The sequence below is a fragment of the Janibacter sp. GS2 genome, assembly GCF_051200835.1.
Classification (GTDB): Bacteria; Actinomycetota; Actinomycetes; order Actinomycetales; family Dermatophilaceae; genus Janibacter.
The window spans coordinates 2511750-2528196 of sequence record NZ_CP195161.1 but is presented as its reverse complement, the minus strand read 5'-3'; the positions used below and the strand labels follow the sequence as shown (position 1 = coordinate 2528196).

The window sequence follows — 16447 nt, the reverse complement described above, 5'->3', positions numbered from 1 at the left end:
GTGTCGGCCGAGGAGGGACGCCTGCGCGACGAGATCGTGCCGTCGCCGGTCACCGAGAGCGAGGTCGTCTTCGACGGCGTCATCTGGGACGTGCGACGCGAGGCCTTCGACCTCGAGGGCGAGCGACTCGTGCGCGAGATCATCGACCACCCGGGCGCGGTTGCCGTGCTCGCGCTCGACGCGCAGGACCAGGTGGTGCTCATCCGCCAGTACCGGCACCCGATCTCCTCGCACGAGTGGGAGATCCCGGCGGGTCTGCTCGACGTCACCGGTGAGGATCCGCTCAGGGCGGCGCAGCGTGAGCTCGCCGAGGAGGCGGATCTCGTCGCCGAGCACTGGGCGGTGCTCCTCGACTACTTCAGCTCGCCGGGCGGGATGAACGAGGCGCTGCGGATCTACCTCGCCCGCGGCCTGAGCCCGGTGCCGGAGGCGGAGCGCCACGAGCGCGAAGGGGAGGAAGCTCACCTGGTCAAGCGCAGCGCCGCGCTCGACGAGATCGTCGAGGCCATCCTTGCCGGGGACCTGCACAACTCGACCCTGGTCATCGCGGCACTGGCGGGCCAGCGGATGCGCGACGGCGGCTGGACCTCCCTCCGCCCGGCGGACATCCCTTGGCCGCAGCACCCCGGACGTCGAGGTATCGGGTTCGCCGCGACCGGCCCACCTTCGTAAGATGGCCCGGGTCGGGCATGCCGCGCCGACCGCCCCCCAACGACAAGGAAGAACGCCCCGTGCTCCGCACCCACGAAGCCGGCACCCTGCGTGCCGAGCTCTCCGGCCAGACCGTCACCCTCACCGGATGGGTGGCCCGCCGACGTGATCACGGTGGTGTGGCCTTCCTCGACCTGCGGGACGCCTCCGGTGTGGCCCAGGTCGTGGCCCGGGACGAGGTGCTCACGGGCGCGGCGCACGATCTGCGCAACGAGTACGTCGTCAAGGTCGTCGGGGAGGTCGCGCCCCGCGACCCCAAGGACGTCAACCCCACCCTGCCGACCGGTGAGGTCGACGTCGTCGCCTCGTCCATCGAGGTGCTCAGCCAAGCCGACCCGCTGCCCTTCCAGATCGATGAGCGCGTGTCCGTGGGGGAGGAGGCGCGCCTGAAGCACCGCTACCTGGACCTGCGTCGGCCCGGGACGGCAAGCGCCGGAGCCGGGCTGCGCCTGCGCAGCAAGGTCAATGCCGCTGCCCGGTCGGTCCTCGCCGAGCGTGACTTCGTCGAGATCGAGACCCCGACCCTCACCCGGTCCACCCCTGAGGGTGCCCGTGACTTCCTCGTCCCGGCGCGGCTGGCGCCGGGGGAGTGGTACGCGCTGCCACAGAGCCCGCAGCTGTTCAAGCAGCTCCTCATGGTCGCCGGCATGGAGCGGTACTACCAGATCGCGCGCTGCTACCGCGACGAGGACTTCCGCGCCGACCGACAGCCGGAGTTCACCCAGCTCGACGTCGAGATGTCCTTCGTCGAGCAGGACGACGTCATCGAGCTCGGTGAGGCGATCGCCACCTCCGTCTGGGCCACCATCGGGGTCGAGCTTCAGGCTCCCTTCGAGCGGATCACCTATGCGGAGGCGATGGAGCGCTACGGCAGCGACAAGCCGGACCTGCGGTTCGGCGTCGAGCTCGTCGACTGCACCGAGTTCTTCGCCGACACCCCCTTCCGCGTGTTCACCGCCGACTACGTCGGTGCCGTCGTCATGCCCGGCGGGGCGAGCCAGCCACGCCGTCAGTTCGACGCCTGGCAGGACTGGGCCAAGCAGCGTGGCGCCAAGGGTCTGGCCTACGTCACCGTCGGCGAGGACGGCGAGCTCGGGGGGCCGGTCGCCAAGAACATCTCCGAGACGGAGAAGGCCGAACTGGCCGCGCACACCGGTGCCGCACCCGGTGACTGCATCTTCTTCGCCGCCGACCGGCCGAGGGCCGCGCGGGCCCTGCTCGGCGCCGCACGTCAGGAGATCGCCCAGCGCTGCGGACTCATCGACGAGGGCGCCTGGTCCTTCGTCTGGGTCGTCGACGCCCCGCTCTTCGAGCCGGCCGGTGAGGCCGTCGCCGCCGGCGACGTCGCCGTCGGGACCGGGGAGTGGACCGCCGTGCACCACGCCTTCACCAGCCCGAAGGCCGAGTTCCTCGACACCTTCGACACCGACCCCGGGCCGGCCCTGGCCCATGCCTACGACCTCGTCTGCAATGGCAACGAGATCGGCGGGGGGTCGATCCGTATCCACCGCAAGGACGTGCAGGAGCGGGTCTTCGCGGTCATGGGCCTGGACGAGGAGTCCGCGCAGGAGAAGTTCGGCTTCCTCCTCGAGGCCTTCAAGTACGGCGCGCCCCCGCACGGCGGCATCGCCTTCGGCTGGGACCGCATCTGCATGCTGCTCCTCGGGGCCGGATCGATCCGCGACGTCATCGCCTTCCCGAAGTCCGGTGGCGGGTACGACCCGCTCACCGACGCACCGGCACCGATCACGCCGGAGCAGCGCAAGGAGGCCGGCATCGACTCGACGCCGCGCCGTGACGAGGACCGCGACGCGAACGCGGCGGGCCCGGCCGCCTCGGCGTGAGGCGCGAGGCCGTCGACGTCCTGCTCTGGGACTGTGACGGGGTGCTCCAGCACGGGCGCGTCGACTGGCGGGCCCGGCTCGACACCGTGGTCCGGCCCGGTTTCGCCGAACGGGTCTTCGAGGCCGAACTCCCCGCGCTGCGTGGGGAGCGGCCCCTGCGGTCGGTCCTCGAGGAGCTGTTGGCGGGTGAGTCCGTCGACGGGTGCGTCCCGATGAGCGTCGAGGACCTGCTCGACGTCTGGGAGCAGTTCGACCTCGATCCCGACGCCGTGGCCGTCCTCACCGCCGTGCGCAGGCATGGTGTGCGCTGCCTGCTCGCGACGAACCAGCAGGACCACCGCGTGCGGTTCATGCGCGAGGAGCACGGCTACGACGACCTCGTCGACGGGTCCTACTACTCCAGCGAGGTCGGGGCCATGAAGCCGGACCCGGCCTTCTTCGAGCACATCCTCGACGACCTCGGCCTGCCCGCCGAGCGGGTGGGCTTCGTCGACGACGTGGCGGCCAATGTCGAGGCGGCGCGGTCGGTGGGCATCCGCGCCGTCCGCCACGACCCGGAATCGGGCGCGCCCGGTCTCGTGCGCGCCCTCGAGCCACTCGTGCCCGACTTGGGCACCGGGGCTCGCTGAGGACGTCCGTCAGTCGTCCGCCCGATCGCGGTGGCGGGCCTCCCGATCGCCCTTGCGTGCCCGGGTGACCGTCTGGACGGTGGACTTGTCCCGGCTCCAGGGGCCCTTCGTCCTCGCCAGGGCGTAGTCGATGCGGTCGTCGACCTGCTCTCCGAAGACGTCATCGAAGTTGTCGGTGAGCTCACCGGCCATCTCCCGCTGCCGGACCCGCACCTCGGTGCGGACGATGCTGCGGTGCTCGGCAGACAGGGCCTTGTACAGGGCGATCATGATGAAGACGATCACGATGGCGAAGGGGGCACCGGTCGCGACGGAGCCGGCCTGCAGCCCGGCGAGGCCTTCGGAGCCGCCGGCCAGGAGCATGGCCGCGGCCACGACCCCCTCGAGGACCGCGAAGAGCACGCGACTCCACGTGGGCGGGTTGGGGTGACCACCGGAGGCCAGCATGTCGACGACCAGGGAGCCGGAGTCCGAGGAGGTGACGAAGAAGACGACCACGAGGATGATGGCGATTGCGGACAGCAGGCTGCCCAGAGGAAGCGTCGACAGGGTGTCGAACAGGGCGACCTCGGCGACGACGCCGTCATCGGGCACGAGGTCCCCGACGGTTTGCTGCCGGTGGATGGCGGTACCGCCGAGCACCGTGAACCAGACGAACCCGACGAAGGTGGGCACGAGGAGCGCGCCGGTGACGAACTCCCGGACCGTGCGCCCCCGGGAGATCCGGGCGATGAAGACGCCGACGAAGGGCGACCAGGCGATCCACCATCCCCAGTAGAAGATGGTCCACGAACCGGCCCACTCGAGCCCCGCAGACCCGGAGTACGCGAAGGCGTCGAAGGTGTTCGGCAGGAGGTTCGCGCTGTAGGCCCCCAGGGACTGCACGAAGTCCCGCAGGAGGAACAGCGTGGGACCGAGCGCGAGGATCGCCACGAGGAAGACCCCGGCCAGGGCCAGGTTCATGTTGGACAGCCACTGGATGCCCTTGCCGACACCACTGACCACGGAGATGGTCGCGATGCCGGTGATGGCGGCAATGAGGATGACCATGAAGGTGTTGGTCGGCTCGTCGATCACGCCCATCTCCGACAGCCCGGTGGCCACCTGGGTGACGCCGAGGCCGAGCGAGGTGGCCACACCGAACAGGGTGCCCACGATGGCCAGGATGTCGACGAGGTCACCGATCCAGCCCTTGACGCGGTCCCCGAAGATCGGCTCCAGTGCCCAGCGCAGGGAGACGGGGCGGCCCTTGCGGTGGATGGCGTAGGCGAGGGACAGACCGACGATGACGTACACGGCCCACGGGTGCAGCCCCCAGTGGAGGAAGGTCTGGGCCATGGCCTGGTCGGCCAGCTGCATCTCGTTGCCCTCGACCCCGGGCTTGGGGTCGGAGTAGAAGGTCAGCGGTTCGGCCACACCGTAGAAGACCAACCCGATGCCCATGCCGGCGGCGAAGAGCATGGCGAACCAGGAGATCAGGCTGAACTCGGGTTCCTCACCCTCCCGACCGAGCGTGATGTTGCCGAAGCGGCTCACCGCGAGGAACAGCGCGAAGACGACGAAGGACGCGATCGACAGGGTGTAGAACCACCCGAACCCGCTGACGATGCCGGACTGGATCGAGGTCCACAGGGTGCCGGCCGTCTCGCTGAAGATGATGGAGAAGAGGGAGATGGCGACGACGAGCACCAGCGACGGCCAGAAGACGCGCGGCGCGATGCCACCGGGGCCCAGACGCACCCCGTGGGCGCGGAGCTGATCGGCGACGCGCTCGTCCTCGGTGCGCTGGTCGACCGGATGGGCAGCATCCTCCTGCTGCTGGGGACTGTGACCGTCGGTGGCGTGCGACGACTCGTTCATGCTCGTCTCCTCCTCCAATTGTCCTCAGTGATGCGCAGATCGCATTACCTGAACCGATCTGCCAGCCTAGTCGCTCCCGTCACTCGGCAGTGAGTGCCGCCTCGACGCGCCGCAGTTCGCGGGTGATGTCCCGGGCCGAGCGCTTCCGTGTCACGGGGTGGTCGTCGGTCAGGGGGGCCAGCTCGGCCCGCGCGGCGGCCATCCGATCGCGCTGCCCTCGGACATGGGGGTTCCAGGTCGCCCCGAGCACCAGGTAGCCGATCTCGGCGAGGAGTTCCTCCATCTCGCGGTACGGCGCGACGGACCGCGGGGCATCGTGGACGGCCCGTGCCGCGACCTCGTCCGAGGCGATGAGCTCCACATAGAGCTGACGACAGTGGTCCAGGTGGGCGGACATGCCCTCCGGTGTCCGGGTGCGTCGGTCGGCGAGATCGTCGAGCACGTCCTGCAACGCGAGCACGACGCGTCGAGCATGCGCCCGCAGCAGCAGCTCGGGCCGCCCGACCCGACCGGAGACGTACAGGACGAGGATGGCCGAGCCGACGCCGATGAGCGTGTCGACGCCGCGGTCGATGACGATCGTCGTCACCTCCACCGAGGTGACGTTCGAGGAGATCGTCAGCGCCAGGGGGGTGATAAAGATCTGTGCGACGGCGTAGTTGCGCGTCACCAGCAGCTGGACGGTGAACTGCAAGGTGATGATCAGCGCGACGAGAGCCCAGTGCTGGAGGTCGAAGCGCAGCAGCAGGCCGAAGACGAGCAGGCCGACCGCCGTGCCCGTGGTCATCTGCACGGATCGCTGGATCTGGACCGTGCGCGTGCCCCCGGTGTTGACGATGAGGGTGGCGAAGGCCGCGGCCCAGTAGGCGTGCGCATTGTCCAGGGCCAGGGCGAGCCCACCGGCCAGGACGACGGCGGTCGCGACCCGAGCGGCGACGAGCAGGTCCTCGCTGGGCCAGCGCAGCGCCTGGCGCAGGGACCACCTCGCCCGCGGTCGCCCGAGCGAGATCTGGCGGGTCCGGGCGGCCTCGATCAGCGCGAGCTCCGCGGTGACCTCCTCGTCCGCCCCACCGATCGACCGGGAGACCGCCCGGGCGTACCGGCTGTGCACGCGCTGCAGCCGACCGTCGAAGTGCTCCTCGCTCCGGCCGTCCGTGACCGCCGTCCAGGCGCGGTTCAGCGCGCCCGACGCGGTGCGCCGGGCCCGGGGCAGGGCCCGCGGATCGTCCTCCTGCAGGTACGCGTCCACGCTGTCCTCAGCGGCGGTGACGGCAGCCGCCTCGATCCCGTGCACGCCGAGCCACGCGTCCGAGGTGCCGACGACGATCGCGGAGAGCACCCCGACCGCGGCCACGCCGAGGATGGTCGCGGGGTCCGCGCCGTGGGTGACGGCGATGTTCGCGATGCCCAGGTCCAGGGCGAAGAAGTAGCCGGCGGGCGGGCCGATCTGGAGGGTGTAGGTCAGCAGGGACGCCACCGTCCCGACGAGGGCCATGGCCAGGATCGCGACGAAGGGGTGCCCGGCGGTGAGGACGCCGAGGCCGAGTGATGCCAGGAGTCCCGCCCCCGCGACGGGGATCGTGGTGAAACGCCGCCGGACCGGCGCGCCCGCCCCGTAGAGCACCGCGAAGACGCCGAGGCCCGCGAGGAAGCTGACCTCGGCGTGGCCGGCGAGGGTCAGTCCGATCAGGGGCAGGGCCACGGCGACGGCAGCCCGCGTCGCCACCCACCGTCGTGGCGGGCCGGCCGCGAAGGAGACCAAGGGCCTGCCGAACTCCCTGCGTCTGCTCACGAGAGCTCCCCGCTGCTCCAGCACGCCCCGATGACATAGCCCAGGGACAGGTACATCCGGCGTGCGATGTCGTTGACCGAGTACATCCCCAGCGTGCACCACCCGTGCTCGGCGATGGCGGCCCGCGTCAACTCGGCCGTCACGGCCCGGCCCAGGCCTCGACCGCGGGCCACCGGGTGGACGGTGATCCCGGAGAGCACCGGGGTCCCGGACCGCTCCGGCTCGCAACACCCGACCGCCAGCAGACGGCCGTCCGCCGAGCGGACCCCGAGCCAGCGTTGCCCGGACCGCACGAAGGGTTGCCCGTCGGTCCCCGGATTGTGGGCATCGAGGAAGGATCGGACCTCCTCGCGGACGCCAACGCCCAGCTCGCGCACATCGACCCCCGCCCCGACCTCCGGGACGCTCGTCGTCGACATCCACTCCCAGCGGCCCGGCGGCCGCGCCAGCAGCCCCCCGAGACCCTCCGCGGTGCGCGGCAGGGAGACCGCGGCCACGCCCTTCGCCCGAGCCGTGGCCAGCCACCCGGGGAAGGGGGGTGACGCGACGAGTCCCCTGAGGACGGCGACGACCCGCGGGGCGACGAGCTCACCGGATCCGTCGTCGCCGTGGACCATGAGCGAGATCCCGCGGGTGTGCGCCCGCCGGACGAAGACGGCGCCCCAGGCCGTGCCGTCGTGGACGGCCAGCGCGGGCAGCGTCACGTCCGGCGAGAACTCTGCGGCGACGACCCGGTCCCGACCGGTCCAGTCGAGCAGGTCGCCCGGAGCCACGGCCCGGACCTCGACCTCGCTCGGGCGGATCACTCGGTGATCCCGACTCGGGCGTGCAGGCTCTTCATCCACCGTGGTGCCCACCAGTTCCACTCACCGAGGACGGACATCGTCGCCGGGACGAGCAGCATCCGGACCAGCGTCGCGTCGATGATGATCGCCACGACGAGGGCGACACCGGTCTGCTTGACCGCGAGGACCTGGGCGAGGACGAACCCGGAGAAGACGATGACCATGAGCAGCGCCGCGCTCGTGATGATCCGACCGGAGCGCTGCAGGCCGAGACGGACCGCGTCATTCGTCCCGAGGCCCCGCTCGTGCAGCTCGACGATCCGGGAGAGGAGGAAGACCTCGTAGTCCATGGACAGGCCGAAGCCGAAGGCGAGGACGAGGACCGGGATGGAGACCTCCACCGCCCCCACGGAGTCGAAGCCGAGCACACCCGACAGGTGCCCGTCCTGGAAGACCCACACGAGGACACCGATGGAGGCACCGAGCGAGACGATGTTCATCAACAACGCCTTGATCGGCACGACGACCGACCCGGTCATGAGGAAGAGCAGGACGAAGGTCGCCAGGACGACGGTGCCGATCGCCCAGGGGGCGCGCTCGGCGAGCGAGTCGGTGAAGTCCGCCAGACCGGCCGCCTGACCACCGACCCGGGCCTCGAAGGGGGGACGGTCCGCACGAAGGTGGCTCACCAGGTCCCGGGTGCCGTCGCCGAGCGGCCCGGCCCCGGTGCGCAGGTCGACCGTCCGCACGATCCGTCCGTCGTCGGCCGGGCCGATCTCGGTGACCTCGGCGGACTCCACGTGCGGCAGCTCGGTGGCCGGACCCGTCGCCCAGGCGCGGACCTCCCCTTCGTCGGCGGTGGTGACCACCTGGACGTCGGGGGCGGCGAGCCGCGGGTAGTCCTCGGCGAGCACGGCGAAGAAGGTGCGCTGGTCGCTCCCGACCGGGAGCAGCTCGGTCCCCGAGGAGGTGACCTCCATCCGGGTCGCGGGCAGGGCCATGGCGACCAGGGCCGCGAGGACGAGGGCGATGACCACCCAGGGGCCCTTCTGCACGGCGGTGGCGAGTCGGGAGAAGACCCCTTCGTCCGGGCTGCGCTCGGTGCCCCGGGTCAGGAGGCGGCGGGCGAAGAGGGCGCACAGTGCGGGTACGAGGGTCGTCGCGACGGCGAGGCAGAGGATCACGACGGAGACGCCCGCCGCGCCCGAGGCACGCATGAAGGTCGCGGGGAAGAAGAAGAGCCCGGACAGGGCGATGGCCACGGTCACCGCGGAGAAGATCACCGTCCGGCCGGCGCGGTCGAGCGTGCGCCCGGTGGCCTCGACCACGAGGCTGCGGGAGTGCTCGTCCCGGCCGAGAGGCCTCCCGTCGAGCATCTCGGAGATCTCCTCGCGGAAGCGGGAGACGACGAGCAGGCCGTAGTCGATGCACAGGCCGAGACCGAGGACGGTGACGATGTTGACGACCGTCGCGTCGAGGTCGATGACGTGGGAGAAGCCCCAGAGCGTCGCCAAGGCCCCGGCGATCGAGGCGATGGCACCGACGAGGGGGATTCCGGCCGCGAGGAAGCCGCCGAAGATCAGCACCATGACGACGAAGGTCGCCGGGAGCGCGAGTCCCTCACCCACCGTGAGGTCGGTGCTCACCTGGTCGACGATCTCGTCGACGAGCATCTGCACGCTGCCGCGGCTGCTCTGCGTGGCCTGCGAGCCGGTGACGACCTCGTCGAGCTGGATGGAGACCTCCCGCTGGGCCGTCGCCAGCTCGGCGTCGGTGAGGTCGTCCTCGTACTCGACGACGGTGACGAAGCCGTAGCGGTCATCGCCCTCGTCCCGGACGAGGGGCGCGACGCGGGGGTCGGTGACGCCGCCCTCGGCCACGAGCGGATTGACGACGCCGGCGACACCGTCCATGTCGTGGATCCGCTCGATCGCCAGGCCGACCTGACGGCGGACGAGAAGGTTGGTGGCCGGCGAGCCCTCGACGACGAGGGTGTCCGAGGCGAAGTCCGCCCCACCGCCCTCGATCATGAGGTCGCGTGCCTCGCTCGCCTCGCCCGGCGCGGTGATCTCCCCGCTGGTCAGGTCGTCGAAGAGTCCCTTGCCGGTGACTCCGCCGAGGGCGAGCGCCAGGGCGCAGGCGGACAGGAGCACCCACACGACGACGACCGTCAGGGGATGGCGACCCATCCGCACGCCCCACCGGTGCAGGCCGCTCCTGGGATCCCGGTGACTGACCACCGGACCATGGTGCCACCCGGGCCGCGGGGCGGGCAGGCGGTGTCAGGGGCGCGAGATAGCGTGCGGTCGTGGTGTCCATCGATCTCTTCGCGTCCAGTGACGACCCGTCCGAGGGGTCCACGGGCGCCGACCTCAACGCGCCCCTCGCGGTGCGGATGCGCCCGCGGACGCTCGACGACGTGCGGGGGCAGCGCGAGGTCCTGGGGCCCGGGTCACCGCTGCGACGGCTCGTCGAGGGCAGCGTCAGTGCCGTGACCGGGCCGATGTCGGCGATCATCTGGGGTCCACCGGGGACGGGCAAGACGACCCTCGCGCACCTCGTGGCGACCGCCGCCGACCGAGACTTCGTCCAGCTGTCCGCGGTCACCGCCGGGGTCAAGGACGTGCGTGCGGTCCTGGAAGGCGCTGCGCGGGCGCGCTCCCTCTATGGCCGCCAGACGGTGCTCTTCCTCGACGAGATCCACCGCTTCTCCAAGGCGCAGCAGGACGCGCTGCTCCCGGGCGTCGAAAATCGGGAGGTCGTCCTCGTCGCCGCGACGACCGAGAACCCGTCCTTCTCGGTCATCGCACCGCTGCTGTCGCGCTCGATCCTCGTCACCCTCGAGTCGCTGACCCGCGAGGAGGTCGGTGAGGTCATCGATGCGGCGCTGCAGGACGAGCGGGGTCTGGCCGGGGGCTACGAGCTCGAGGCCGGCGCCCGCGACCACCTCGTCGCGATCGCCGGCGGTGACGCGCGCCGGGCGCTGACCTCGCTCGAGGCCGCCGCGGGGGTCGCCGACGGTGACGTCGCCTTCGGGGCCGGTGTCCCCGAGGCGGTCCCGCTGACGCTGGCGCACGTCGAGCAGGCGGTCGCTCGCGCCGCGGTGCGTTACGACAGGACCGGCGACCAGCACTACGACGTCGCCTCCGCGTTCATCAAGTCGATGCGAGGCTCCGACGTCGATGCGGCGCTGCACTATCTCGCCCGCCAGCTCGAGGCGGGGGAGGACCCGCGCTTCATCGCCCGGCGCGTCGTCATCTCCGCCTCCGAGGACGTCGGCCTCGGGGACCCGACGGCGCTGCAGACCGCGGTCGCGGCGATGCACGCGGTGGCGCAGATCGGGATGCCCGAGGCACGGATCATCCTCGCCCAGGCGGTGGTGCACAACGCCCTCGCGCCGAAGTCCAATGCCGCCTACACGGGCATCAACGAGGCCATCGCGGACGTGCGGAAGGGCAAGGTGCAGGCGGTGCCACCCCACCTTCGCGGGAGCGGCTACACCCAGGCCGCCAACCGTGCCGCGGGGGCCAGCGGGGGAGCGAAGGTCGAGGGGTACGTCTACGCCCACGACCAGCCGGAGGGCGTCGCGGAGCAGCAGTACCTGCCCGATGACCTGCATGCCGAGCTCGCGGAACGGTCGTACTACCGGCCGACCGACCGGGGCTTCGAGGCGCGGCTGCAGGAGCGGTGGACGTGGCTGCGAAAGCGCTTGCGAGGGCAGGGCTGAACCCACCAAGATCGCGTCGTGGGCGACGACATCCCGATCGAACGGTACGCAGACGCTCTGCGCGCCTTTCTGACCCGGTACCCACCCGCGGAAGGATTCCACCTGATCGAGGTGCGGGTCGATGGTGGCGCGGTCGCGGTCGCGTTCCAGTGGCAGCGCGACCCGCACACCTTCCTCATCCGGTTCGGACAGGGTTTCCTCGGTCCCTTCGTCGCTGAACCTGAAGTGCCGGATGCTGCGATCATCGAAGGATGGTGCGAGGACGTGCAGTTCTGGCTCATGGAGGAGCTGGACACCAGCCATATGGCGCGGGCCACCCGCCACCGCGAGGAGGATCTCATCGTCCTCACCGAACCAGCCCAGCGGACCCAACTGGGGGACGTCTGGGTTTCAGACGTCCCCAGTTCTCAGCTGATGTGCCTGTGCCGTGGCGCATCCGACTGCGGGTCGCGCCTCGCCTGCTGCTCGCCCGGTTGCGAGGCCGGCCGGCGACCTTCGGCTGGACCGCCTACGTGCCGCTTGCGAGGAAGGGACACCCAGCGACGGCCTCACCGACGGGCAGTGGCTGACGCAGGCCGGGTTGGACCCGGCTCGGGTGCGCGCCCTCCGGGGCGAAGGGCGGTTGGTGGCGTGGTTGCAGGCTGCGGGCGTGGCGAACGTTGAGGTGCTCGAGGTCGCCAGCGGTGCCTCGCAGGAGACCCGCCAGACGCTCGTGGATGCCGCAGTGCGGGCTGCTGCGGATGCCGGTGCGCGAACGGTGCTCGCCCCGGACGCCGACGATGGCGTCCAATTCATCGACACCGCGCTCTGCTGATGTGGCTGCGCGCCCGAGAGCGTTGTCGGTGGTCCCTCCTAGTGTTGTGACATGGCCCACACGACAGCTCTCCACACCCTCGATGCGACAGGCATCGCGGGCTGGTGCGGGTCGCTGCGGGCGCTCGGCGGGACCGTCGCCGAGGCTGAGGCGATCGACCAGATCGCGGCGCTCGAGCGGCTGAAGTCCGCGGCCGCCGCGGCCCAGGCGCGGGTCACTGCCGCGCTGCGGGAGGACAGGGTCGCGCGAGAGCGGGATGCCGGAGTCCCTGCGCGCGAGCGCGGTCGTGCTCTCGCCGATGAGATCGCCCTGGCGCGCAGGGAGTCGCCCAGCCATGGCTCGCGCCACCTCGGCCTCGCCGACGCGCTCGTCCACGAGCTGCCGTTCACGCTGGAGCACCTGTCCTCGGGCACCGTGAGCGAGTGGGGAGCCACCCTCATGGCCAAGGAGACCGCGGTCCTGGACCCCGACGACCGGTTGCAGGTCGACGCAGCGCTCGACGCCCGCCTGGCGACCATGACCCCACGCCAGATCGAGCGAGCGGCCCGCAGCCACGCGCAGACGATCGACCCCTCGGCCGTGGCGCGGCGGCGAGCCCGGGCCAGGGCGGACCGCCGGGTGAGCATCCGCCCCCACCCGGACACCATGGCGTCCGTGAGCGGGCTGCTCCCCGTCGAGCAGGGCGTCGCGGCCTGGGCGGCGCTGAAGAGGGGCGCCGAGGCAGCCAAGGCCGGCGGTGATGCCCGCGGGCTCGGGCAGCTCATGGCCGACCTCTTCGTCGAGCGCCTCACCGGCCAAGCGACGGCCGGCGACGTCCCGGTCGAGGTCCAGCTCGTGATGAGTCCGGGCACGCTGCTCGGCACCGAGGACGCCCCAGCCGACCTTCCCGGACACGGACCCCTCCCCGCAGTCCTCGCGCGTGAGCTGCTGTCGGAGGGAGGCTCCGACCACGACAGCTCACGGGCGTGGCTGCGCCGGGTCTTCACCGACGGGGCCGGCCGGGTCACCTTGCTCGACCCGCGCCGCCGGCACTTCCCGCAGGCCGTGCGCCGGCTGCTGCGGGTGCGCGACGGCGTCTGCCGCTTCGCCTTCTGCGACGCCCCGATCCGTCACGACGACCACGTCACCCCCGTGTCGGCCGGGGGAGAGACGACGCCCGCCAACGGTCAGGGGCTGTGCGCCCGCCACAACCAGACGAAGTCCCGCCCCGGCTGGCGGGCCGCAGCGGTGGGTGTGGGACCAGTGCCCGACGTCATCACCCGGACACCGACCGGCCACCGGTATCGCAGCCCGGTGCCCCCGGTGTGCGAGGTCGTCGTCTCCGCACCAGAACCCTCCGCGCCCTCCGCGCCCTCCGCGCCCTCCGCGCTGGAGCGTCGGCTCGCCTCCCTCCTGCCGCCCCCGCTCCTCGACACCGGGTGATGGATCGAGCGGTCCCCCGGGGCCCGAGTAAGGTGGGTGGCATGACCGTGCCTCTCGGACGGCCGCGCCGGATCACCGCGCGGCGAGCTATCCCGGGGTCGACCCACGCCTGACGCGTCGGTCGCCCCCTTCGCTCCTGCCCGAGAACCCACTGCACCACCGATTGGACACGAGACACCCATGGAAACTGCCGAGATCCGGCGCCGCTGGTTGACCTTCTTCGAGGCCAAGGGACACACGGTCGTCCCCTCCGCCCCCTTGATCCACGAGGACCCCACCCTCCTCTTCGTCAACGCCGGCATGGTCCCCTTCAAGCCCTACTTCTCCGGCCAGGAGAGCGCCCCGTGGGACCGCGCCACGAGCGTGCAGAAGTGCCTGCGCACCGGCGACATCGACGAGGTCGGCAAGACGAGTCGGCACGGCACCTTCTTCCAGATGAACGGCAACTTCTCCTTCGGCGACTACTTCAAGCGTGACGCCATCGCCTTCGCCTGGGAGCTGCTCACGACCACCCAGGACGAGGGTGGCTACGGCCTCGACCCCGCACGGCTGTGGGCCACGGTCTACACCGACGACGACGAGGCCGAGCGGCTCTGGCTGGAGATCACCTCCATCCCCCGGGAGCGCATCGTGCGCCGCGGCGAGCTCGACAACTACTGGAGCATGGGCGTGCCCGGTCCGGGCGGCCCGTGCAGCGAGATCTTCTACGACCGTGGCGAGGAGTACGGCGTCGACGGTGGACCGGAGGTGGACGAGGACCGCTTCATGGAGATCTGGAACCTCGTCTTCATGCAGTACGAGCTCTCCGCGGTCCGGGCCAAGGACGACTTCGACGTCGCCGGGCCGTTGCCGGCGCAGAGCGTGGACACCGGCATGGGCCTGGAGCGCATCGCGAGCATCCTCCAGGGCGTCGACAACATGTACGAGATCGACGAGGTCTACCCGGTCCTGGAGAAGGCCGCGGAGATGACGGGCCGCAACTACGGTGCCTCCTCGGGCCAGACCGCGGGCGACTCCCACCCCGACGACGTCCACCTGCGCGTCGTCGCCGACCACGTCCGCTCCTCGCTCATGCTCATCGGTGACGGAGTCACCCCGGGCAACGAGGGCCGCGGGTACGTCCTGCGGCGGATGCTGCGTCGCGCCGTGCGCGCGATGCGCCTGCTCGGGTACGACGAGCCGGCGCTGCCGCACCTCCTGCCGATCTCCGTCGAGCGCATGGGCGCCTCCTACCCGGAGCTGCGGACCGGCTTCGACCGGATCGCCCAGATCGCCTACGGGGAGGAGGAGGCCTTCCGGCGCACGCTCGCGCAGGGCACGACCATCCTCGACACCGCGGTCGAGCGGACCAAGCAGCGCGGCGGCGACACGCTCGCGGGCACCGAGGCCTTCTCGCTCCACGACACCTACGGCTTCCCGATCGACCTCACTCTCGAGATGGCGGCCGAGCAGGGCCTGAAGGTCGACCGCGAGGGCTTCGTCAGCCTCATGGACGAGCAGCGTCAGCGGGCCAAGGCCGATGCCCGGGCCAAGAAGGGCGGCCACGCCAACACCGAGGTGTGGAAGGAGCTGCGCTCGCTCGGTGCCACTGACTGGCGCGCCTACGAGGAGCTGACCACGAGCGGGTCCATCGTCGGTCTCGTCCGCGACGGCGCCCGGGTCGAGGAGCTGGACCCGGGGGAGACCGGACAGGTCGTGCTCGACCGGACGAGCTTCTACGCGGAGTCCGGTGGTCAGGTCGCCGATGCCGGCATCATCGTCGCCGACGGCACCCGACTGCTCGTGCGCGACGTCCAGCGCCCGGTCAAGGGTCTCGTCGTGCACACCGTCGAGGTGGCCGACGGGCCGGTCAGGGTCGGGACCGAGGCCTCCGCCGAGGTTGACCCGCAGTGGCGCATCGACGCCTGCCAGGCCCACTCCGGCACGCACGTCGTGCACGCCGCCCTGCGCCAGGTGCTCGGCCCGTCGGCCCTGCAGTCCGGCTCCTACAACAAGCCCGGCTACCTGCGGCTCGACTTCGCGTGGAACCAGTCCCTGTCGTCCGACGCGCGCGCCGAGATCGAACACGCAGCCAACCTCGCGGTGCGCGACGACCTGCCCGTCTCCGCGGACTGGATGACCCTGCCCGAAGCCCGTGAGCGGGGGGCGCTGGCCCTCTTCGGCGAGACCTACGACGAGCAGGTGCGCGTCATCGAGATCGGCGGCCCGTGGTCGAGCGAGTTGTGCGGCGGGACCCACGTGCGCCATTCCAGCCAGATCGGCGCCCTCACCCTGACCGGCGAGTCCTCGATCGGGTCCGGCGTGCGCCGCCTGGAGGCCTTCGTCGGCATGAATGCCCTGCAGCACCTCGCGACCGAGCGGGCGCTCGTCGCGGAGCTCTCCGACATCGTCAAGTCGCCGGCCGGCGACCTGCCCGAGCGCGTCTCGGAGCTGGTCTCCCGGCTGCGTGAGGCCGAGAAGGAGCTGGAGAAGGTGCGTCGCGAGCAGGTCGCCGCCTCCGCGGGATCGCTCACCGACGCCGCCACGGACATCGCCGGCGTGACCTACATCGGTCAGCACATCGCCGGTGGTGCCGGGGACGACCTGCGTCGCATGGTCACCGACACCCGCGGTCGGCTCGGGGAGGAGCGGCCAGTGGTCGTGGCCCTCACCGGCGACGGGTCCGGCAAGCCGGTCGTCGTCGTGGCCACCAACGAGTCGGCCCGGGCGAAGGGGGTCAAGGCCGGCGCGCTGGTGCGGGTCGCGGCCCAGACCCTCGGCGGCGGGGGCGGCGGCAAGGACGACCTCGCCCAGGGCGGCGGTCAGGACCCGAGTCGCGTCGAGGATGCCCTCGCGGCGATCGCGCACGAGATCGGAGCCTGAC

The 16447-nt window shown here is 71.4% G+C and carries 11 protein-coding genes; 7 read left to right on the top strand and 4 right to left on the bottom strand.

Translation table 11 applies throughout. The annotated features are described in order from the left end of the window. The 3 genes from ACR9E9_RS12125 to ACR9E9_RS12115 are packed head-to-tail and all read left to right on the top strand — an operon-like array spanning position 1 to position 3184. Entirely contained in the window at positions 1–672 is a 672-nt protein-coding gene (locus ACR9E9_RS12125; RefSeq protein ID WP_435198780.1) for an NUDIX domain-containing protein, read from the top strand. A 59-nt stretch (positions 673–731) separates the two neighbouring features. Further along, positions 732–2555, top strand: coding sequence for an aspartate--tRNA ligase (gene aspS, locus ACR9E9_RS12120; protein WP_435198778.1), 1824 nt, complete (start codon positions 732–734; stop codon positions 2553–2555). After that, positions 2552–3184, top strand: coding sequence for an HAD family hydrolase (locus tag ACR9E9_RS12115; protein ID WP_435198776.1), 633 nt, complete (start codon positions 2552–2554; stop codon positions 3182–3184). Before aspS ends, ACR9E9_RS12115 begins: the two co-directional genes overlap by 4 nt. Positions 3185–3193: 9 nt before the next feature. On the opposite strand, the gene ACR9E9_RS12110 is transcribed toward ACR9E9_RS12115, so the two are convergent. The 4 genes from ACR9E9_RS12110 to ACR9E9_RS12095 all read right to left on the bottom strand — a co-directional run bounded on the left by ACR9E9_RS12110 (position 3194) and on the right by ACR9E9_RS12095 (position 9810). Then, entirely contained in the window at positions 3194–5044 is a 1851-nt protein-coding gene (locus ACR9E9_RS12110) for a BCCT family transporter (protein WP_435198774.1), read from the bottom strand. Positions 5045–5123: 79 nt separating this feature from the next. Beyond that, entirely contained in the window at positions 5124–6836 is a 1713-nt protein-coding gene (locus tag ACR9E9_RS12105; RefSeq protein WP_435198772.1) for an FUSC family protein, read from the bottom strand. Continuing rightward, positions 6833–7642: a GNAT family N-acetyltransferase gene (locus ACR9E9_RS12100; RefSeq protein ID WP_435198770.1), complete on the bottom strand. Its 810-nt coding sequence runs from the start codon at positions 7640–7642 to the stop codon at positions 6833–6835. The genes ACR9E9_RS12105 and ACR9E9_RS12100 overlap by 4 nt, the downstream gene beginning before the upstream one ends. After that, a complete protein-coding gene (locus ACR9E9_RS12095; RefSeq protein WP_435198768.1) occupies positions 7639–9810 on the bottom strand; it encodes an MMPL family transporter in 2172 nt (723 codons plus the stop codon). The genes ACR9E9_RS12100 and ACR9E9_RS12095 overlap by 4 nt, the downstream gene beginning before the upstream one ends. A gap of 119 nt (positions 9811–9929) precedes the next feature. On the opposite strand from ACR9E9_RS12095, the gene ACR9E9_RS12090 reads away from it, so the two are divergent. From ACR9E9_RS12090 to alaS, 4 genes are all read left to right on the top strand, one after another. Further along, complete coding sequence (locus ACR9E9_RS12090; RefSeq protein WP_435198766.1) at positions 9930–11348, top strand: replication-associated recombination protein A; 1419 nt, start codon at positions 9930–9932, stop codon at positions 11346–11348. 649 nt (positions 11349–11997) lie between these two features. After that, positions 11998–12162 (top strand): hypothetical protein, encoded by a 165-nt coding sequence (locus tag ACR9E9_RS12085; protein ID WP_435198764.1) that lies wholly within the window; start codon positions 11998–12000, stop codon positions 12160–12162. Positions 12163–12213: 51 nt separating this feature from the next. Continuing rightward, positions 12214–13584, top strand: coding sequence for a DUF222 domain-containing protein (locus tag ACR9E9_RS12080; protein WP_435198762.1), 1371 nt, complete (start codon positions 12214–12216; stop codon positions 13582–13584). A gap of 180 nt (positions 13585–13764) precedes the next feature. Further along, entirely contained in the window at positions 13765–16446 is a 2682-nt protein-coding gene (alaS, locus tag ACR9E9_RS12075; protein ID WP_435198760.1) for an alanine--tRNA ligase, read from the top strand. Position 16447: the final 1 nt, after the last annotated feature.

Coding starts and splice junctions, on each gene's coding strand:
- ACR9E9_RS12110 (WP_435198774.1), bottom strand. CDS start 5,044: ATGAACGAGTCGTCGCACGCCACCGACGGTCACAGTCCCCAGCAGCAG.
- ACR9E9_RS12095 (WP_435198768.1), bottom strand. CDS start 9,810: ATGGGTCGCCATCCCCTGACGGTCGTCGTCGTGTGGGTGCTCCTGTCC.
- ACR9E9_RS12080 (WP_435198762.1), top strand. CDS start 12,214: ATGGCCCACACGACAGCTCTCCACACCCTCGATGCGACAGGCATCGCG.
- alaS (WP_435198760.1), top strand. CDS start 13,765: ATGGAAACTGCCGAGATCCGGCGCCGCTGGTTGACCTTCTTCGAGGCC.